A 21,188-nucleotide genomic window follows, 5' to 3' on the forward strand; every position below is an offset into this window, starting at 1 on the left:
TTCAATTTGCAATTATTAATTTCGGGCTACAAAAGTACTCCGTAATTACATATTTTGAGTATAAAAATTGTAATCTTTTAAGATCGTTCGCAAAAAATCTTCGTCGTTCCCAGATTGGTTTTTGATTCCGGTCACTTCTTCCACTTTCGCTCGCAATTTATAGATGACTTGATAATCCTTATTTCGGCTTGCGGCGTGAAAAGTTTCCTTTATAATTCGGGCGTCATTATCGCTTAATTTTATAACCAAAGGATACGTTGGAACATAGCTTTCGCCGATTTCTTCCAAAATAGTATGATTGATATTGATGTTATTTTTCAAAGAAATTACAGAAGTTCCCGCAGTCATATCGCCCAAACGCTGTGATTTTTTGCTGGTTACGATCGAAACCAATCCCACGATTCCAAAACTGAAATTCACGTCGATAATTCTAAAAACCCAGCGCATCAGATAATCTCCAAACGAAGCTTGATAACCGTCAATTTTTACAACTTTCATCTTTAAAAGACGTTTTCCGATGGTTTGTCCTTCAAAAAAACTTTCTAGCAAAAGCGAATAAAACATCACCGGGAAATAAAAGAAAATTTGAATCGACGCCGCAGACCAGCGATCCATCGTGGAGATTAATTTATTTATCCCTAAAAAATAAAAAAAGATGTAATAAATCACGATGATGTAAGCGATCTTGACCAAATTATCGAGGAAAAACGCAAGTATTCTTTCTCCTACAGAAGCGGCTTCAAAATTTATATTGACATTTTGCGTCGTATTGATTGATAATTGTGTCATATTTTATATTTTAGCAACAAATGAGAGAAGTTGCATTCATAAAGCAAAATAAAGAAAAATGGCTTGACTTTGAACAAGCAATTTTTGGTAAAGCTAAAAAAAATCCTGATGAAATGGCCAGTTTATATGTTCATTTGGTCAATGATTTGTCATACGCACAAACTTATTACCCTAGAAGTAAGACAGTTGTCTATTTAAATTATTTAGCTTCACAGATTTATCAGAAAATTTACAAGACAAAAAGAACGGAAACAAATCAATTTGTTCAATTTTTTGCGATCGATGTTCCGCTGTTGCTTTTTCAATACAGAAGATATCTTTTGTACTCTTTTTTGCTGTTTTTTATATTTATTGCAATCGGAACTATTTCTGCAAGATATGACGCTGATTTTGTTCGACTGATTTTAGGCGATCAATATGTGAACATGACTTTAGAAAATATCAAAGACGGAAATCCGGTGGCTGTTTATAAAAGCGGTGGCAATTGGGGTTCTGCTTTTGGGATTACTTTGAATAATTTATTTGTAGGCCTAAGATGTTTCCTTTACGGACTTTTTGCCGGTGTTGGAACACTTTGGATTTACATACAAAACTGCATTATGCTGGGCGCTTTTCAATATTTTTTCTATGAACAAGGCGTTTTTTGGGAAAGTGTTCGAGGCATTTGGATTCACGGTTCGATGGAAATTTTTGCAATTGTAATTGAAGCTGCAGCCGGATTAATTTTGGGAGCTTCCATATTATTTCCAAAAACATATTCGCGAATGGCGTCTTTAAAAATTGGTTTTAAAGCCGGTTTTAAAATTTTTATCGCCACAATGCCTTTCACAATTGCCGCTGGTTTATTAGAAGGTTTTGTCACAAGATATGCTTTGGAAATGCCAAATTGGTTGAACGTGTTTATTATTTTGTCCACCTTATTTATGATTTCATTTTACTTTTTAATATTTCCGTTTATTGTCCACAAAAAAATGAAATTAGCGCAATGATAGCATTATTTAAAAAACGCAGATTTAACGATTATCTAAACGATACTTTTGATTTTTTCAAGAAAGATGGCAAACATTTTTTTGGAGCTTATTTTACCATAAACGGAGTTTTCCTGCTTCTTTTGACGGTTTTCATTTACTTTATTTCAAAAGTTTATTTCGAAGTTATTTTTTCAGAAATTAATAATAACGGAAACTCAAGTTACAATTATGCCGAGACTTTTCTATCAGAAAATTTTGCGCTCATCATTTTTGGAGGTTTCTTTTTTGTCTTGTTAACCTTACTTTTCACGCTGATAAACTTTGCATTTCCCGTTATTTATTTATCCGAATACGAGAAAAATAATGGCGCAAATTTTTCTTCCAAAGAGATTTTTAAAAGATTAAAAGCAAAAGCCGGACGTTTATTTTTGTTTTTTATACTTTCTTTATTCATAATCGCGCCAATTTTGATGATTATTTTTGCAATATTGATTTTGCTCTGTTTCATCATCATCGGAATTCCGTTGTTGATGATCGCGATTCCGTTACTTTTCAGTTTGATGAGCTTGACACTTTATCATTATTTAAACAACGAAGACGGATTTTTCAGCTCAATCGGCAAAGCTTTTGGTTATATTTTCAATCAATTTTGGCCAATAGTTGGTTCCACAATGATTATGTATATGATAATTCAAGTGACTTTGACGATACTTTCTATGATTCCTTATGTGATTGCGATGGTTATAATTTTCACGTCGGCAAATACGTCTGGCTCCTCTGATACCGAAGCTTTATCAAGCCTTGGCATCACAATGACAATACTTTTTGTGTTCACAACCATCTTAAATTATGTTTTCAACAATCTCTTGATGATTAACCAAGGAATGATGTATTACAGCCGAAGAGAACACATTGAAAACAAATCTTCTTTTTACGAAATAGATAGCATCGGAAACCATTTTGAATAAATTTTTATACATACTTTTTCTTTTTTTAAGTCTAAATTCTTTTGGGCAAGACACGTTGACTTATGTGCCGCCAATTATTGACACGACTGCCGTTGCTCAAAAATTTATGGAAAAAGACCTTTTAATTGATAGTTCAGATGTCAAGGCAAAAACGCTTCCAAAAGATTTTAAGGAAAAATATGCTGACTCTGATTTTCAATACGAGAAAAAAGTAAAAGAGAAAAATTCTTGGGACAGATTTGTAGAATGGCTTGGCTTTTGGCTCGGCAAAATCTTCAGTTTTAGTTCTGACGGATCGTCAGTTTCGTTTGTGGAAATTGTATTAAAAGTTTTGGCCGTAGGCGTAATTTTATTCGTAATTTATCTGATCGTAAAAGCAATTATGAACGGTGAAGGTCGCTGGGTTTTCGGAAAATCTTCGGATAAAAAAATAATCAATTATGATGAAATTGAGAAAAACTTACATCTGGTTGATTTCGAAAAATTAATCAAGGAAGCCACAAAATCTGGAGAAAATCGATTGCTGATTCGTTACTATTATTTATGGCTTTTGAAAAAATTAGCCGAAAAAGAAATTATCGATTGGGATGTTGAAAAAACCAATTCAGATTATCTTTATGAAATCAAAAGCGATAAATTAAGAGGAGAATTTTCTTATCTTTCTTATTTATACAATTACATTTGGTATGGAGAATTTATTTTGGAAGAAGAAACGCTCGCAAGATCAGTGAAATCATTTGAAAAAACCATAAAAAGCTTATAATGAACAGAACTATAAAAATATATATTGTTTTTCTGGTACTGCTTTTGGTAGGCATAATTTATGTCGATGCAACGCGCCCAAAACCAATCAACTGGACGCCAACCTTTGATATCAATGACAAAATTCCGTTTGGACTTTATGTTTTCAATCAAGAAAGCAAGGAAATTTTTAAGAACCAAAAAGTAAATCGAATTCGCGAAACCGCTTATGAATATTTTGAGCCAAAATACAATTATGATTCTTTGGTCAACACGTATGACGTTAAAGGAACCGTACTTTCGGTTTCAAAAGAGTATTTGATTGACGACGAATCGACTCAGGAAATCTTATATTTTGCTGACCACGGAAACAAAGTTTTCATCAGTTCTTCGAGCTTTCCGCAGAAATTAATGGACAGCTTGAAGTTTGAATATTCGTCTAAATTCTTGAATTCTGATACGATTTCCACCTGGCTTGCAAATCCGAAATTAAATCCGAAAAAATACAATATTGCCATTGGCGCCAGCAATTCTTATTTCAATAAAATTGACACGCTGACCACGACCGTTCTTGGCTATCAAGGTTATAAAAAAGACAAACAGGTCAATTTCATAAAAATTCCATACGGAAGCGGGGAAATTTTTCTTCACACGCAACCCAATGTTTTCACGAATTATCATCTTTTAAAAAATAAAAATGCCGATTATGCGACAAGTTTATTGGGTTACACCGACGGAGATATTTTCTGGCTTTTAAAAAATCAATCGGGTGAAGTGATTTCAAATTCGCAAATGCGTTATATTTTGAGCCAGCCTGCGTTAAAAGCCGCGTGGTATATTTTACTTTTTGGACTGGTTATTTTTGCGATTTTTAATGCGAAACGAAAGCAACGAATTGTTCCTATTATAAAACCGCTTGAAAATACAACTGTCGATTTCACCAAAACCATCGGGAATTTATATTTTCAAGAGGGAAATCACGATAATATTATTGAAAAGAAAATCATTTATTTCTTAGAAAAAGTCAGAAATGAGTATCTTTTGGACACCAATGTTTTGGACGAAAATTTCGAGAAAAAATTACAGCAAAAAACGGGCAAGAAAATCGAAGATATTCATCGTGCGATTTATTTGATCAACCAATATAAAAAGAGTTATCATCAAAGCATTGAAGCTGATCTGATAGCTTTAAATACGGCAATCGAGAAGATTTTTGCCAAAGAAAACGACACTAAAGAATCTTAATCCAATTTAATAAAATGGAAGAAAATATAGAAAATAGCCCAAACGAAATTACTTCTGAAAACGTAAATTTTACCGCAAGAATTGACTTGAGTCCGTTGCAAGAAAGCATCGAAAAAATCAGGGCAGAAATCGGAAGCGTAATCGTTGGCCAGCACAAAATGATTGATCAGCTTTTAGTTGCAATTCTTTCAAACGGCCACGTTTTATTGGAAGGAGTTCCTGGAGTTGCCAAAACAATCACGGCAAAATTATTGGCAAAAACGTTGAATATCAATTTCAGCAGAATCCAATTTACGCCAGATTTAATGCCTTCAGATATTTTAGGAACTTCAGTTTATGACTTGAAAAAGTCGGAATTTGAGTTTAAAAAAGGTCCGATTTTCTCGAATTTGGTTTTGATTGACGAGATAAATCGCGCGCCAGCAAAAACGCAAGCCGCTTTGTTTGAAGTTATGGAAGAGCGCCAAATCACGATGGACGGAACGCGTTATGTTTTAGATGCGCCATTTTTGGTCATTGCCACGCAAAACCCAATTGAGCAAGAAGGAACGTATCGTTTGCCAGAAGCGCAATTAGACCGTTTCTTGTTCAAAATTAATATCGATTATCCAAAGTTAGCCGAAGAAATTTTGATTATCCAAAAAGAGCATTCGTTGCAAAACCACGGAAAATTAGACAATATCAAAACGGTTTTAACTTCCGAAGAAATCCAGAAATACCAGGCGTTGGTGAAGCAAATTATTGTGGAACCGCAACTTTTAGAATACATCGCTAAATTGGTCGTGAACACAAGAGAAAATGCGTTTTTATATCTTGGAGCTTCACCTCGTGCGTCGATTGCCATTTTAAATGCCGCAAAAGGTTACGCCGCAATTCGCGGACGCGATTTTGTGACTCCAGAAGATATTAAAGAAGCAGCAATTCCGGTTTTACAACATAGAGTTATTGTAACTCCAGAGCGCGAAATGGAAGGAATTACGAGCGTTGAGATCATTAAACAGGTTATTGAAGCAATCGAAATCCCAAGGTAATTTGAAATTTTTTAGAAGCTTATATATCAACAATTTCTTTTTTTTCATGCTGATTAGCGTGGGAATTCTCTATTGTATTGCCTTTATTTTTCCGGCTTTATTGGGCGCTGCGGGTTATTTGCTGCTGATTCTGATTGCTTTTGTGCTGATGGATATTTTGATTTTATTTTTGGCCAAAAACGGAATCGAAGGAACACGAATTGCTCCAGAAAAATTGTCGAATGGAGATGAAAATGCCATCGGAATCAATATCAAAAATTATTACACCTTTCCTATTGGCGTAAAAATTATTGATGAAATTCCGGAACAGTTTCAACTAAGAAATTTTGAAATCAAGAGACAAATCAAAGCTTCTTCTCAAGACGATATTCAATATTATCTTCGTCCGACAGAACGTGGCGAATATACTTTTGGGAATTTAAATATTTACGTGATTTCTCCTTTAAAATTGATTTCAAGAAGATTTACGTTCAATAACAACCAAATGGTTCCCACCTATCCATCTTATATTCAACTACGAAAATATGATTTGATGGCTTTTTCGAACAATTTATTTCAATATGGTGTAAAGAAAATCAGAAGAATCGGCCACACAATGGAATTTGAACAAATCAAGGAATATGTGCAAGGCGACGACATTCGAACCTTAAATTGGAAAGCTACGGCAAAGAAAAATTCGCTGATGGTAAATCAGTTTCAAGACGAAAAATCACAGTCGATTTATATGGCGATTGACAAAGGTCGTGTCATGAAAATGCCTTTCAACGGTTTGAGTTTATTGGATTATGCGATAAATGCAACGTTAGTTTTGTCAAATGTAATTCTTAAAAAACAAGACAAAGCAGGGATGTTTGCGTTCTCTAAAAAAGTAGAAAATCGTGTGGTTGCTGAAAAACGCTCGTCACAGATGCAACAGATTTTAGAAAGTTTGTACAATATTAAAACCGACTTTTTTGAAAGCGATTACAGCCGATTGTATGCTGACGTAAAGAAAAATATCAACCAAAGAAGCTTAATAATTTTATATACAAATTTCGAAACTTTAGATAGTTTACACAGACAACTTCCTTATTTAAAAGGAATTGCGAAAAGTCATTTATTGGTTGTGGTTTTCTTCCAAAACACAGAATTAAACGAAATCATCAATTCAAAAGCAGTCACGATTCAAGAGGTTTATGACAAAGTAATCGCCGAAAAATTTGCCTTCGAAAAAAGATTAATTGTCAACGAATTAAAGAAATACGGAATTTATTCTGTCTTGACACAGCCTGAAAATCTGACTTTAGACACGATTAATAAATATTTGGAGATTAAAGCGAGAGGAATTCTTTAAGAAAAACTTGTAATTCCAAAAAACGAGTTATCAGTCATTTGTAAAACAACCTGAAAATGAGAAACTTGATTATTTTAATTCTGGGCTTTTTACTGTTAAGCGTTGGGAAATCGGAAGAAAATCTTGAGCTAAGAATTTTTAATAACAGTAAATTCAGAATTGAGAAACTAAAAATTTCTTTTGCCGGTCAAGAATCTACATTTAAAAACATCGCACCCAAAAGTTATTCCGAAGTAAAAAAAGTGAAAGGTCTTTGGAAAGATAATTGCTATGACTTAACAGTATTCAAAAAAAAGCTTTTGGCTGAAAATTTTTGGTCTCATCAAATTTGCATTCCAGTTGACCACATTGGAAATAACGTAATAGAAAAAGGAAAGTATACTATAATTTTGAAAATCAGGCAAATTAATGCAAAACAATTTGAAGTCGAATCTGAATATATTAAAGAAAAGAAAAACGAGTGGTAACAGCGGTTACATGCAATTGCACGTTTGCGGTAAACGAATCGAAATTTTTTCATAACTTCTTTTTCTGGTCACAAACAAAATTATTAGTTCCAAATTCCGCAACTGACGTTTAACCCCGAAACGGAATCTCCATCAGCAACGTTACTATTGCAGAGATTCCTCCTTCGTCGGAATGACAAAATTGAGAGGAAACCTATTTGTTACTGACATTTAAAACCAAACGTCTCTACCCACCTTTCACAGAAACTAAAATCTTAGTACCTTAGCGACTTAGAAACTCAGATACTAAAATTTTGAAACAAATCACTTCTGTCCAAAATCCTTTTATAAAATCGCTGGTTTTACTTCAGGAAAAATCGAAAGCCAGAAAACAAACCGGAACTTTTTTAATCGAAGGCCAACGTGAAATTGAGCTGGCGCAAAAAGGCGGTTATGAAATCGAAACCATTTTATTTTTGCCAGAAATTAGTTCAGAAAACGAAGCCAAAAAACTTTCACGTTCAGCAGAATTTATCGAAATCAGCAAAGAAGTCTATCAAAAATTAGCGTATCGCGATACAACCGAAGGAATTCTTGCCATTGCAAAATCTAAAAACCTTTCTTTAGCAGAATTGAATTTGGGTGAAAACCCATTAATTCTCGTGGCAGAAGCTCCAGAAAAACCAGGAAACATTGGTGCGATTTTGAGAACCGCTGACGCTGCAAACTTAGACGCGGTGATTATAGCCAACCCAAAAAGTGATTTATACAGCCCAAATATCGTCCGTTCCAGCGTTGGCTGCTTGTTTACAAATAATATCGCAACCGGAACTACGGAGGAAATTATTGCGTTTTTAAAATCTAAAAACATCAGCATTTATTGTGCGACTTTGCAGAATTCTACGGGTTATCACACACAAGATTACACTACGCCAACAGCGTTGGTCGTTGGAACAGAAGCCACCGGTTTGACCCATGAATGGCGTGATAATGCTACTCAAAATATCATTATTCCGATGCAAGGTGCGATTGATTCCATGAATGTTTCGGTTGCCGCCGCGATTTTGATTTTTGAAGCAAAACGCCAACGAGGATTTTAATTTTTTACCGCAGATTCGCAGATTTTCTTTTAATCTGTGGTTATACTTTTTTATTATGAGAAACAAACTTTTACTATTGGCATTATTATTTACACTAAATAATTTTGCCCAAATCACTTCTCCACAAATCGACGAAGTTGTCGAAAGAACACTGAAAACTTTCGACGTTCCTGGAATTGCCGTTGCCGTTGTGAAAGATGGAAAAATAATTCATTCCAAAGGTTATGGCGTGAAATCAATTATTACGAATGAAAAAGTAAACGAAAATACTTTGTTCGGAATTGCTTCAAACAGCAAGGCTTTTACAAGCGCTTCATTGGCGATATTGGTTGATGAAGGCAAAATAAATTGGGACGATAAAGTCATCAAATATCTGCCAAATTTTAAAATGTATAACGATTATGTGACCAACGAATTCACAATCAGAGATTTATTGACACATCGAAGCGGACTTGGTCTTGGCGCCGGAGATTTAATGCTTTGGCCCGACGGCTCTGACTTTCAGCCAAAAGATATTATTGAAAACATTCAATATTTAAAACCAGTTTCTGGTTTTAGAACGAAATATGATTATGACAATTTATTGTACATTATTGCGGGCGAAGTTGTGCACAAAGTAAGCGGTCAGACTTGGAACGAATTTGTAGAAACCCGATTTTTCACGCCTTTAAATATGAAGAATTCAGCGACTGCGTGGGTTCGGTTAAAGGATACTTCAAATGTAATTGTGTCGCACGTTCCAATCGATGGAAAATTACAGGCAATATCTCGCTACAAAAACACCACTTTTGCCGCCGCCGCCGGAATTTATTCTAGCGTAAACGACATGAGTAATTGGGCAATTATGCAATTGAACAAAGGAAAATTTGGCGAGAAAATATTGATTTCAGAAAAACAGCACGCAGAAATGTGGACGCCTCAAACTTTGATGCCAAATAAAACCATCGCGCCTTACAATTCGTTGTTTAAATCCTATGGTTTAGGTTGGCAGATTACCGACGTGAAAGGAAAATTGCAAGTTTCGCACACTGGCGGTTTGGAGGGAATTGTAACGCAAGTGACTTTAATTCCAGAGTTAAATTTGGGAATTATCGTTTTCACGAACCAACAATCTGGCGCGGCTTTTAGTGCGATTACAAACACGATTAAAGACAGTTATTTGGAAATCGCTCCGATTGATTGGGTTGCTGATTTTAGCCAGAAAGCAAAAGCTTCCGAAGAAAAAGCCGATAAAGTAACTGAAGAAGTTTGGGCAACCGTAACCAAAAATAAAAAGCAAAAAGTTGATTTCAAGAAATATGTTGGAACGTATAAAGACAATTGGCTTGGCGAAGTCGTGATTTCTGAGAAGAAAGGAAAATTGTATTTTGCTTCAAAACGTTCGCCTCAATTATCGGGAGAAATATTTTTTCACAAAGACAATAGTTTCGTGGTAAAATGGAACAATCGTTATTTCCATGCTGATGCGCATATTTTGTTTGAAAATGACAACTCAGAATTTAAAATGAAACCAATTTCTCCGGCAACCGATTTCAGTTATGATTTTCAAGATTTGCATTTTTCGAAAGTGAAATAACAGCTGAAAAATAGTATAATCTGTAACAAAAAACCGCCCAGTTTGGAGCGGTTTTTGCTTTTTAAGAATTTAACATAAATATTGCACAATCCAAAACTTTATTTTACTTTAGGCAGTAACAAACAAACACGCAAACGCCATGGTCGAGATCGATATTGAACAGGAAAACAAAGCAATCGCAAGGGAATACAAAGAACTTTTGCGCATTAGTTATCAAACGCTTACGGAAGACGACAAAAAGTTGATCCGAAAGGCTTTTGACGTGGCCGTCGATGCTCACAAAGACCAGCGCAGAAAATCGGGCGAAGCTTATATTTTTCATCCCATTGCTGTGGCGAAAATTGTGGCTTCAGAAATTGGTTTGGGCGCCACTTCCATCGCGGCGGCTTTAATGCACGATGTCGTGGAAGACACTGATATTACGGTAGAAGACATTGAAAAAATGTTTAATCCAAAGATTGCAAAGATTGTGGAAGGCTTGACCAAAATCGCACAAGTTAAGACCGATAATGAGATTTCGATGCAGGCGGAAAATTTCCGTAAAATGTTATTGACTTTGAACGACGATGTTCGTGTAATTTTGATCAAAATTGCCGACCGTTTGCACAATATGCAGACGATGGAATCGATGGTGGATTACAAACAGGCCAAAATTGCTTCGGAAACACTTTATATTTATGCACCACTCGCCCACCGTTTGGGACTTTACAATATAAAAAACCAGCTTGAAGATTTAGGTTTAAAATATACAGAACCGCATGTTTACAACGATATTGTCAGCAAAATTAAGGAAACAAAAGAACAGCAAGACGAATATATCAAATCGATTTCTGATGTCTTAAAAGGCTCTTTAGATGCTGAAGGCGTTGAATATACGATCAAAGGAAGACCAAAATCTATATTTTCTATCCGTAAAAAAATGCTGGCGCAAGGTGTGACTTTTGATGAAGTGTATGACAAATTTGCCCTGAGAATTATTTATAAAGCAGAACCGAGCGAGGAAAAATTCTTTGCTTGGAAAATATATTCGATCGTGACAGATCATTATCGTCCGAGCCCGAGTCGTTTGCGTGACTGGATTTCTTCGCCCAAATCAACTGGTTATGAAGCACTTCACATCACGGTTATGGGACCAAAAGGGCGCTGGGTAGAAATCCAAGTTCGAAGTGAGCGAATGGACGAAATTGCAGAAAAAGGTTACGCCGCACATTACAAATACAAACAAGGTGGCAACGAAGAACACGGTTTGGACACTTGGCTGAATCTTTTGAAGGAAGCTTTGGAAAATGCTTCGACGAATGCCGTGGATTTTGTGGAAGATTTCAAACTGAATTTATATTCGAAGGAAATTTATGTTTTTACGCCAAAAGGAGAAATCAAATCACTTCCGAAAGGCGCAACTTCGCTGGATTTTGCGTTCAGCATTCACTCAGAAATTGGAATCAAAACTAGAGGAACGCGTGTTAACGGAAAATTGGTTCCGTTGAATCACGTTTTGAATAGTGGCGATCAGATTGAAATTATTACGTCTCCAAATCAAAAACCGACTTCACATTGGTTGGATTATGTAACGACTTCAAGAGCCAAAACGAAGATTAAAAACGTATTAAACGAAAATACGAAGAAAACTGCCGAAGACGGAAAAGAGCTTCTGACCAGAAAATTGCGTCATTTAAAAATTACTTTAAACGAAGCTTCTGTAAATGAATTGGTTAACTTTTTTAAATTAAAAACCAGTTTGGATTTGTTTTACCGTGTTGGAATTGGCGCCATCGATAATCAGCAATTGAAAGATTATGCGGCGCAGAAAAGCAACACGTTCATGAACTTTTTCAAGAACAAAATTAAACGTACCCACACTTCTTCGCCAGAAATTATCAATAAGCCAGAAATCAGCAACAATTATGACATGTTGGTTTTTGGGAAAGAACAAGATAAGTTAGATTATAAATTGGCGACCTGCTGCAACCCGATTCCTGGTGATGATGTATTTGGTTTTGTGACGATTAACGAAGGAATTAAAGTGCATAAAAGAGATTGTCCGAATGCGATCAGCTTGCAATCGAATTATGCCTACCGAATTATTCAAGCGAAATGGATTGACTCCACGCAGCAAGAATTTAAAGCAATTTTGAACATCACCGGAATGGACACGCTTGGTTTGACGAATGAATTGACCAAAGTGATTTCGAACAATATGAATGTGAATATCCAGAGTATTTCGTTGAGTGGCGATGCCGGAATTTTCAATGGTCAAGTTGTGGTTGTGGTTCAGAATAATACGATTTTGAAAAAATTGATTGAGAATATTAAAAAGATTGACGGGATTGATAAGGTTACTAGAATAAATAAGAATTAGGCTTTAATTTTAATTTCTAAATGTTACCAAAATTTGGTAACTTTATAAAAAATTTAATCATGGGAAGGAATACGTCGATATCGTTAGGAAATCATTTTGAAGATTTTATTGAAGAAAGTGTTTCCAAAGGAAGGTTTAGTAATGCAAGTGAAGTTGTTCGTGCTGGGCTTCGTCTCTTAGAAGAAGAAGAAAACAAAATCATATCTTTAAGAAAAGCCATTAAAGAAGGAATTGATAGTGGAATTGAGATCGACTTTGAACCAAAAAAGTTCTTGGAATCTCTAAAGGTTAGAAATTCATAAATGCCTAAATATTATTTTACAAGAAGAGCAGTCAGCGATTTATCTGAAATTTGGGACTACACGACAAAGGAATGGTCTGCAAATCAAGCTGAAAAATATTATAAACTTATTATGGCTTCGTGCGAAGATTTAGCCAACAACCCAAAGCTTGGAAAATCTTATGAAATTGTTACTACAAATTTGCTTGGATACAAATGTGGTGAGCATATTATTTTCTACCGAGAAATTTTAAAAAATGAAATTGAAATTATAAGAATTCTTCACGGAATGATGGATTTGAAAAGTAAATTTTGAATGCTATATAATCAGAAACAACCATTATAACTGATGGAAAAATCAATCAAGGACAACAGTAAAATAAATGATTTATTGAAAACTGTTTATTCAAAAAAAGAGTACAGAATTCAACAGGAAGAACATTTTCAAACTTTGGAAAGTTTTAAAGAGTATCGTTCGTCATTATCATATTTAGTTTCAGATTTAAAACTCGTTAGGCGTAATTTTAGTAATGATGACATTTATTCTTTAACTTCGACCGGAAATGAAATTATAGACGAAGGCGGTTGGCTAAAGCACTTAGAAAACAAAAAAACAAGTAAAGAAAATAAAATATTGAAAGATGGTAAGGAAGAACAACTATTACAGCTTGAAATTAATTTAAAAACCTTTGAAGCGAAATTTGAAAAAAGAATAATTGTAATGGGATTAATATTTACAATTTTAAATTTCATTGTGTCAGTTTTAGCAGCAAAACTATTTTAAATGCAAAAATTTACATTCGAAAGAACGGTCGATCTTACTAATGCCAACAAACTAGAATTTTCAATAATAATGAATTTGATAGTAAGTTACAAAAATCTACATCCACAAGTTCGCTCACTAGCCCCGATTGTAGCGGAAATCCTTTCTTGGGAAAATCTATTTTTTCCCGGAAGTAAAGAGCGACTGGAGGAAGCTCCTTTCCTTGCGTTGGAAAAAAAGATTTTCCCAAGAAAGATTGAAGCGGAAAGCAGGAATAGCTTCTAAAAAAAAATAACATTGTTTGTTTAAAATTCAATAAACGAGAAACTTGGTACTTGAATAAAATAAATTATCTTTGCAGGATATGACACTAATTTCCGTAGATAACAATAAGAATCAAGAGATTGTAAAAAATGTTTTTACAAAATATCTTGAAAACAAAGGACATCGCAAAACTCCTGAACGCTATGCTATACTTCAGGAAATTTATGATAATGAGGAGCATTTTGACATAGAATCTCTTTATATCAAGATGAAAAATAAGAATTATCGCGTTAGTAGAGCCACGCTTTACAACACGATCGAATTGTTATTGGATTGCGCTTTGGTTCGAAAACACCAGTTTGGGCAAAACCAGGCACATTATGAAAAATCGTATTTTGATAAGCAGCACGACCACATTATCATGACTGATTCTGGTGAAGTTATTGAATTTTGCGATCCCCGAATTCAAAGTATCAAAAAGACGATTGAAGAGATTTTTGATATTGAAATTCACAATCATTCGCTTTACCTTTACGGAAACAAAAAGACTACACCTAAAGAATAAATAAACAACAAACAACTAAAATAATGACCGTAGATTTACTACTCGGATTGCAGTGGGGCGACGAAGGCAAAGGAAAAATTGTTGACGTTCTCACTTCAAAGTACGATATTATTGCTCGTTTTCAAGGCGGACCAAATGCTGGACACACGCTAGAATTTGACGGAATCAAACACGTTTTGAGAACGATTCCTTCTGGGATTTTTCACAAAAAATCAATTAATATTATTGGAAACGGTGTCGTGATTGACCCAGTGGTTTTCCAAAAAGAATTAGAAGGTTTAGCGAAATTTGATATCGACATCCAGTCAAGATTGATCATTTCTAGAAAAGCGCACCTTATTTTGCCAACACACCGACTTTTAGATGCGGCTTCTGAAGCTTCAAAAGGTAAGGCAAAAATTGGTTCTACTTTGAAAGGAATCGGGCCAACTTATATGGACAAAACAGGAAGAAACGGTCTTCGTGTGGGTGACATTGAATTAGAAGATTTTAAAGATAGATACAGAGCTTTGGCAGATAAGCACGAAGCGATGATTGCGTTTTATAACGTTGATTTGGAATATGATTTGCAAGAATTGGAACAAGAGTTTTTTGAATCTATCGAGGTTTTAAAAACGTTGCAATTCATTGACAGCGAAGAATATTTGAACAAAGCGATGAAAGAAGGAAAATCAATTTTGGCTGAAGGAGCGCAAGGTTCTTTGCTTGATATTGATTTTGGAACGTATCCTTTCGTAACTTCCTCAAACACAACTGCTGCGGGCGCTTGTACTGGTTTGGGAATTGCTCCAAATAAAGTAAAAGAAGTTTTCGGAATTTTCAAAGCTTACACAACGAGAGTTGGTAGCGGACCATTCCCTACGGAGCTTTTTGACAAAGACGGAGAAACAATGGCAAAAGTTGGTAACGAATTCGGTTCTGTAACTGGCCGTGCAAGACGTTGCGGTTGGCTGGATTTAGTTGCGTTGAAATATGCGATTCAAGTGAACGGCGTTACAGCTTTGTATATGATGAAAGGCGACGTTCTTTCTGGTTTTGAGACTTTGAAAGTTTGTATGGCTTACGATTACAAAGGGGAAGAAATCGACCATTTGCCATACAATATCGAGCCTGAAAATGTTTCTCCTATTTATGTAGAAAAAAAAGGTTGGAAAGCAGATTTGACCGGAATGACTTCGTATGACGAACTTCCTTCAGAATTGAAAGAATATGTTGAATTTATCGAAAAGTTTGTTGAAGTTCCGATCAAGGTAATTTCAGTTGGTCCAGATAGGACTCAAACTATTATGAAATAATTGAAAACGCCTTGACAAAATCAAGGCGTTTTTTTTAAACACATATTTGACGGATTTTTTTGCCACAGATTAAAAGATTAAAAAGGATTTTCATTCAAAATAATTAATCCGTGTAAATCTGTGAAATCTGTGTTGAAATTATTCACACAAATAATTCTTAATTAAAAATCAGATTTGGAGATTTTAATTAAATTTGACCCAAAATATTTTCCATTGAAGAAGCACTTTTTATTTCTTGCCGGCCTTTTTATCTTATTGAGTTTCAATACGCTTTTAGCGCAAGCACCACCAAAAAAAATTGTGGTCGAAAACTCTGATTTTGTCGATATCCAGCAAACAGAAGTTCCTGGCGCTGTTGTATATCGTGGCAATGTTCGTTTGATTCACGATGGTGTTCGAATGAGTTGCAATGCCGCCTATCTTTTCAACAAAGAAAACTATGTAAAAGCTTTTGGTGACGTAAAAATGAATCAAGGCGATACCGTTTTTATGGACAGTAAATACGCTGAATACCAAGGAAATACAAAATTCGCTTTTGCAACAGGAAACGTAATTATGCGTGATCCAAAGATGACTTTGACAACTGACACGATCAACTTTGACAGAAAAATTCAGCAAGCATATTACACGACTTACGGAACAATCAAGGATCAAGAAAATACGTTAAGAAGTAAATCTGGAAGATATTATTTGGATCAAAAGAAATTCCAGTTTTTAACTGCGGTAACAATTACGAATCCAAAATATGTGATCAAATCAAACCATTTGGATTACTATTCGAATTCAGGTCACTCTTATCTATTTGGTCCTTCGACAATTACAAGTAAAGAAAATTTTATTTATACGGAGAAAGGATTTTATGATACCAAAAAGAATTTCGCACATTTCGTAAAAAATTCTTATATAAAATACAACAACCGACTGATTGAAGGCGACAGCTTATATTATGACAGAAATCGAGAATTTGCTTCTGCCACAAATAATGTGCGAGTTACCGATTCGATCAACAAAGGAATCGCGCGCGGTCATTATGGCGAAGTTTACAGAAATCAAGATTCGTTGGTGATGACAAAACGCGCTTACGCCGCCACGCTCGTTGAAAACGACACGTTATACATTCACGGAAAAAAATTAATGATCACCGGAAAGCCTGAAAGCAGAGTTATTCGTGCGTTTAACAATGTCCGTTTTTACAAAATCGACATGAGTGGAAAATGTGATTCGTTGCATTCAAGCGAAAAAAATGGCTTGACACAATTGATCGGAAAACCAGTGGTTTGGAACGGCGAGAATCAATTGACCGGAAAATTAATCCACTTGATTTCAAATACACAAACAGAAAAATTAGATTCTTTAAAAGTTCTCACCGATGCTTTTATTGTGTCAAAAGACTCGCTCGGAAAAGGTTATAATCAGGTCAAGGGCGTCAATTTATACGGAAAGTTTCGGGATAATAAATTGTATGAAGTCGATCTGGTCAAAAACACCGAAAAAATTTATTACGCGTATGACAAAGGCGAATTGGCTGCAATTGACAAAGGAATCAGCAGTAAAATCCATTTGGAGTTAGAAGACAATAAAATTACAACGGTAACTTCGATGATTAATCCGCAAAGCGAAAGTTATCCCGAAAAAGATTTACCCGAAAACGCCCGGAAACTCAAGAATTTTATTTGGCGTGGCGACGAAATTATAAAAACTAAAGACGATATTTTTCCTCCGGAAGAACAAGCAATTCATGAGAAAATATTGAAACAAAGCAGAGCTGAAAAGGCCAAAGCCGATGTTCCGATGGAAGTTCGAAAGGAAACTTTGGATTATGATAAGAATAATCCTGAACCTAAAAAAGTTCCTTAATTAGGTTGCAGATTTTAGATTTCAGTCTTTACGAACAAACGATTACACATTCAATGATTAAAGATTTCCATAAATACCAAGCGCAAACTTCCCCTTACCCACTTGGGATGGAAGTTTCTCACGCAATTGGTTCATACATTTACGATACAAATAACAAAAAATACCTTGATTTTGTAGCCGGTGTTTCTGCTTGCACTTTGGGTCACCAAAACAAAAGAGTCAACGATGCGATAAAAAATCAGCTGGATAAATATTCTCATGTAATGGTTTATGGAGAATATGCGCAAAGTCCCGCGGTTGAATTTTGCAAATTATTAGCTTCACTCTTACCTAAACCTTTGGATAAAACCTATTTGGTAAACTCAGGAACGGAAGCAACAGAAGGGGCTTTAAAATTAGCCCGAAGAGTTACCGGAAGAAGCCAATTGATTTCATGCAATAACGCGTATCACGGAAACACGATGGGTTCGATGAGCGTGATGGGTTTTGAAGAAAGAAAAAGAATTTTTCGTCCGTTGATACCAGATGTAGATTTTATTACGTTTAATAACGAAGAAGATTTACAGAAAATAACGACCAAAACAGCCGGAATCATTTTAGAAAGCATTCAAGGTGGCGCAGGATTTATCCAACCCGAAAATGGTTTCTTGAAAAAAGTTAGAGAAAGATGTACAGAAGTTGGTGCTTTATTAATCATCGATGAAATTCAGCCAGGTTTTGGAAGAACTGGAAAATTATTCGGTTTTGAAAACTATGATGTCGTTCCTGACGTAATTATATTAGGAAAAGGAATGGGTGGCGGAATGCCTGTGGGCGCATTCACAGCTTCGTCAGAAATGATGGATTTATTGAGCGACAATCCAAAGTTGGGCCACATCACGACTTTTGGCGGACATCCTGTCATAGCGGCCGCGTGTTTGGCAACTTTACAGGAAATCACTGAAACTGACCTGATACCGAAGACATTAGAGAAAGAAAAACTGTTTCGTTCGCTTTTGGTACATCCTTTGATACAAGAAGTACGAGGACGAGGATTGATGCTTGCCGCAATGACTGACGATGCCGAAATTACCAACCAAGTAATTTTAAAATGCCAAGATAAAGGACTGATTTTATTCTGGTTATTATTTGAAGGAAAAGCGATAAGAATAACACCCCCGCTGAACATTTCTGAAGACGAAATCAGAGAAGGTTGCGCAATTATTTTGGAAGTGATGGATGAAGTGAAAGCTTCCTTAAATAAATAGGATTTTCCGAAGAAATGCACTAACTTAATAGAAACGTAACTGTTAATTAAATTGTTCACAACAATTTCAGCCTTGCCTCTCACAAACAATTACGTTCCCTAATTTTATTAAGGATAATTTTAAAACTACAGCCTATGCATTTGAGTCACGATGAAGAAGATTACAATTTATCCTTGTCCAAGTTCGAATCTATGTTGAAAACCAATAAAGTTCTCTTCTTTGATTCAGAAGAATTTGAAGAAATTATTCTTCATTATTTGGATATGGGTAAAGCGTCACTGGCAAAGAAAGCCTTAAAATTAGCGCTTGAACAACACCCCAAATCTACGGGCTTAAAACTAGTACAAGTAGAAATGCTGGTGTATGACGACAAGCTTGAAATCGCTGAAAAGCTATTGAATGAGCTCTACGCAATTGAGCCACAGAATGAAGAAATTTTTATCCAAAAAGCTAATATTTATTCTAAAAGAGACGACCACGAAAAAGCCGTTGAACTATTAAAAGAAGCATTAAAACTTACTGATGATTACGCCGATGTTTATAATTTGATTGGTATGGAATACCTTTTCATGGACAGTTTAGAATTGGCGAAAGACAATTTCATCAAGTGTTTAGAAGAAGATATCGAAGACCAAGCCGCATTATATAACGTAGTATATTGCTTTGAATTTTTAGACCAAAACAAGGAGGCCGTAGCGTTTTTAGAGAAATACATCGACAAAAATCCATACAGTGAAATTGCTTGGCATCAAAGCGGAAGGTTATATTATGGCCTTGAGGATTATGAAAATGCCTTGAGATGTTTCGACTATGCTTCGATGATTGACGACGAATTTATGGGTGCTTTTATGGAGAAAGCCAAGTCGTTAGAGCGTTTGAAACGTTATGAAGAAGCCATTGAAAGCTACAACAGAACGATTGAATTAGACGATCCGACATCGTATGCGTTACTTCGAATTGGAAAATGTTATGAAAAATTAGGAAACAAGCCACAAGCTTTGAAATTTTTCCATAAAACAGTTCACGAAGATCCTTTATTGGACAAAGGTTGGATTGCAATTACCGATTTCTACGTAAGACAAAAAAACTATCAAAAAGCATTGTTCTACGTAAACAAGGCCATCGGAATTGATAACGAAAACAGGTTATATTGGAAGCGTTATGCAACAATCAACCGCGCTTTAGATTTCTTGGAAGAAGCCGAAATCGGCTACAGAAAAGCAGTTGAATATGGCGATTATGAATTAGATACTTGGTTATTTTGGGTTGACATTTTGCAATATTTAGGCGAATTTGACGGAGCAATCCACACGCTTTTGCAAGCAACAGAATATTTTCCGGAAGAATTTCAATTGGAATATCGTTTGGCCGGATTGTATTTTATGCAAGACGATGTCACAAAAGGAACTTTCCACTTGAGCAACGGACTGCGATTGAGTTTTGAAAATCATATTTTGATTGAAAGCTTATTTTCAACCGTTTGGGAAATGCCCGAAGTTCAGGAAACTATTTCAAAACACGAGAAATAATTTTTAAATAAATTTAAAAAGCCTGATGGATTTAAACCTGTCAGGCTTTTTTTTGAACTATTCTTTACAATGCCAAAAACAAAAAATCGCTTCGGACTTCTCGGAAAAAATATTGGATATTCTTTTTCTGTAGGTTATTTTGCTGAAAAGTTTAAATCCTTGAATTTGGAAGATTATGAATATGTAAACTTTGATATTCAGTCGATTGAAGAATTTCCGGAAATCATAAAGAACAATCCGAACTTGAAAGGAATGAATGTGACGATTCCTTACAAGGAAGCTGTGATTCCATATTTGGATAAAATTTCCAAAAAAGCGCAACGAATTGGAGCCGTGAATACCATCAAATTTACCAAAAAAGGAAAATTAAAAGGCTACAATTCAGATTTCTACGGATTTAAAAAATCGCTGAAACCTTTACTAGAACCACACCACAAAAAAGCGCTGATTCTAGGAACTGGCGGTGCTTCAAAAGGTGTTGCTTTTGCATTGGAAGAACTTGGAATCACGTACACTTTTGTTTCTAGAGAAGCGACTGATGAAAGCATCGGATATAAATTGGTCAATGCGACAACTTTTGACAACCACCAAATTGTCATCAATTGCACGCCACTCGGCACTTCGCCAAATGTGGACGCCTTCCCACCGATTCCTTATGAATATTTTACGCCAAAACATATTGCACACGATTTGATTTACAATCCAGAGGAAACTATTTTTTTGAGGAAAGCTAAGAAACAGGGCGCTAAGACGAAAAATGGTTTGGAAATGTTGAGATATCAAGCGGAGAAAAGCTGGAGGATTTGGAATAAGATTATTTAACGTAGTC

At 35.4% G+C, this 21,188-nt stretch carries 21 protein-coding genes; 20 read left to right on the forward strand and 1 reads right to left on the reverse strand.

The features are described 5' to 3' along the window. Positions 1 to 45: 45 nt before the first annotated feature. Positions 46 to 789: an RDD family protein gene (locus ACFPVY_RS13995; protein WP_379792740.1), complete on the reverse strand. Its 744-nt coding sequence runs from the start codon at positions 787 to 789 to the stop codon at positions 46 to 48. A 20-nt stretch (positions 790 to 809) separates the two neighbouring features. Here ACFPVY_RS13995 and ACFPVY_RS14000 point away from each other — a divergent pair, with 20 nt between their 5' ends. The 20 genes from ACFPVY_RS14000 (at position 810) to ACFPVY_RS14095 (ending at position 21,181) form a co-directional block, all read left to right on the forward strand. Beyond that, on the forward strand, positions 810 to 1,778 hold the full coding sequence (locus ACFPVY_RS14000) for a stage II sporulation protein M (protein ID WP_379792741.1): 969 nt from the start codon (positions 810 to 812) through the stop codon (positions 1,776 to 1,778). Then, positions 1,775 to 2,728: a hypothetical protein gene (locus ACFPVY_RS14005; protein ID WP_379792742.1), complete on the forward strand. Its 954-nt coding sequence runs from the start codon at positions 1,775 to 1,777 to the stop codon at positions 2,726 to 2,728. The genes ACFPVY_RS14000 and ACFPVY_RS14005 overlap by 4 nt, the downstream gene beginning before the upstream one ends. Continuing rightward, positions 2,721 to 3,491: a DUF4129 domain-containing protein gene (locus ACFPVY_RS14010; protein WP_379792743.1), complete on the forward strand. Its 771-nt coding sequence runs from the start codon at positions 2,721 to 2,723 to the stop codon at positions 3,489 to 3,491. The genes ACFPVY_RS14005 and ACFPVY_RS14010 overlap by 8 nt, the downstream gene beginning before the upstream one ends. Beyond that, entirely contained in the window at positions 3,491 to 4,714 is a 1,224-nt protein-coding gene (locus ACFPVY_RS14015) for a DUF4350 domain-containing protein (protein WP_379792744.1), read from the forward strand. The genes ACFPVY_RS14010 and ACFPVY_RS14015 overlap by 1 nt, the downstream gene beginning before the upstream one ends. A 14-nt stretch (positions 4,715 to 4,728) precedes the next feature. Then, positions 4,729 to 5,745 carry an AAA family ATPase gene (locus ACFPVY_RS14020; protein ID WP_379792745.1) on the forward strand — a complete coding sequence of 339 codons (1,017 nt, stop codon included), beginning with the start codon at positions 4,729 to 4,731 and terminating at the stop codon, positions 5,743 to 5,745. A gap of 46 nt (positions 5,746 to 5,791) precedes the next feature. Beyond that, entirely contained in the window at positions 5,792 to 7,078 is a 1,287-nt protein-coding gene (locus ACFPVY_RS14025; RefSeq protein WP_379792746.1) for a DUF58 domain-containing protein, read from the forward strand. A gap of 56 nt (positions 7,079 to 7,134) precedes the next feature. Beyond that, the gene (locus tag ACFPVY_RS14030; RefSeq protein WP_379792747.1) at positions 7,135 to 7,545 is read left to right on the forward strand and encodes a hypothetical protein; all 411 of its coding nucleotides are present in this window, start codon (positions 7,135 to 7,137) and stop codon (positions 7,543 to 7,545) included. A gap of 293 nt (positions 7,546 to 7,838) precedes the next feature. Beyond that, complete coding sequence (locus ACFPVY_RS14035; RefSeq protein ID WP_379792748.1) at positions 7,839 to 8,624, forward strand: TrmH family RNA methyltransferase; 786 nt, start codon at positions 7,839 to 7,841, stop codon at positions 8,622 to 8,624. Between the two features lie 55 nt (positions 8,625 to 8,679). Then, positions 8,680 to 10,200 carry a serine hydrolase gene (locus ACFPVY_RS14040; RefSeq protein ID WP_379792750.1) on the forward strand — a complete coding sequence of 507 codons (1,521 nt, stop codon included), beginning with the start codon at positions 8,680 to 8,682 and terminating at the stop codon, positions 10,198 to 10,200. 139 nt (positions 10,201 to 10,339) lie between these two features. Then, positions 10,340 to 12,559 carry a RelA/SpoT family protein gene (locus ACFPVY_RS14045; RefSeq protein ID WP_379792751.1) on the forward strand — a complete coding sequence of 740 codons (2,220 nt, stop codon included), beginning with the start codon at positions 10,340 to 10,342 and terminating at the stop codon, positions 12,557 to 12,559. A 59-nt stretch (positions 12,560 to 12,618) separates the two neighbouring features. Continuing rightward, entirely contained in the window at positions 12,619 to 12,861 is a 243-nt protein-coding gene (locus tag ACFPVY_RS14050; protein WP_379792752.1) for a type II toxin-antitoxin system ParD family antitoxin, read from the forward strand. Beyond that, the gene (locus tag ACFPVY_RS14055) at positions 12,862 to 13,155 is read left to right on the forward strand and encodes a type II toxin-antitoxin system RelE/ParE family toxin (RefSeq protein WP_379792753.1); all 294 of its coding nucleotides are present in this window, start codon (positions 12,862 to 12,864) and stop codon (positions 13,153 to 13,155) included. A 33-nt stretch (positions 13,156 to 13,188) separates the two neighbouring features. Next, positions 13,189 to 13,623, forward strand: coding sequence for a hypothetical protein (locus ACFPVY_RS14060; RefSeq protein WP_379792754.1), 435 nt, complete (start codon positions 13,189 to 13,191; stop codon positions 13,621 to 13,623). Continuing rightward, positions 13,624 to 13,887, forward strand: a complete 264-nt coding sequence (locus ACFPVY_RS14065; RefSeq protein WP_379792755.1) for a hypothetical protein — start codon at positions 13,624 to 13,626, stop codon at positions 13,885 to 13,887. It abuts the gene before it with no gap. A gap of 79 nt (positions 13,888 to 13,966) precedes the next feature. Next, the gene (locus ACFPVY_RS14070) at positions 13,967 to 14,431 is read left to right on the forward strand and encodes a Fur family transcriptional regulator (protein ID WP_379792756.1); all 465 of its coding nucleotides are present in this window, start codon (positions 13,967 to 13,969) and stop codon (positions 14,429 to 14,431) included. 23 nt (positions 14,432 to 14,454) lie between these two features. After that, complete coding sequence (locus ACFPVY_RS14075; RefSeq protein ID WP_379792757.1) at positions 14,455 to 15,726, forward strand: adenylosuccinate synthase; 1,272 nt, start codon at positions 14,455 to 14,457, stop codon at positions 15,724 to 15,726. Between the two features lie 213 nt (positions 15,727 to 15,939). Continuing rightward, positions 15,940 to 17,583 (forward strand): OstA-like protein, encoded by a 1,644-nt coding sequence (locus ACFPVY_RS14080; RefSeq protein ID WP_379792758.1) that lies wholly within the window; start codon positions 15,940 to 15,942, stop codon positions 17,581 to 17,583. A gap of 53 nt (positions 17,584 to 17,636) precedes the next feature. Then, positions 17,637 to 18,830: an aspartate aminotransferase family protein gene (locus tag ACFPVY_RS14085; protein ID WP_379792759.1), complete on the forward strand. Its 1,194-nt coding sequence runs from the start codon at positions 17,637 to 17,639 to the stop codon at positions 18,828 to 18,830. A 134-nt stretch (positions 18,831 to 18,964) separates the two neighbouring features. Continuing rightward, positions 18,965 to 20,359 carry a tetratricopeptide repeat protein gene (locus ACFPVY_RS14090; RefSeq protein WP_379792760.1) on the forward strand — a complete coding sequence of 465 codons (1,395 nt, stop codon included), beginning with the start codon at positions 18,965 to 18,967 and terminating at the stop codon, positions 20,357 to 20,359. A gap of 69 nt (positions 20,360 to 20,428) precedes the next feature. After that, positions 20,429 to 21,181, forward strand: coding sequence for a shikimate dehydrogenase family protein (locus tag ACFPVY_RS14095; protein ID WP_379792761.1), 753 nt, complete (start codon positions 20,429 to 20,431; stop codon positions 21,179 to 21,181). Positions 21,182 to 21,188: the final 7 nt, after the last annotated feature.

The sequence above is a fragment of the Flavobacterium qiangtangense genome (assembly GCF_042658345.1).
Classification (GTDB): Bacteria; Bacteroidota; Bacteroidia; order Flavobacteriales; family Flavobacteriaceae; genus Flavobacterium; species Flavobacterium qiangtangense.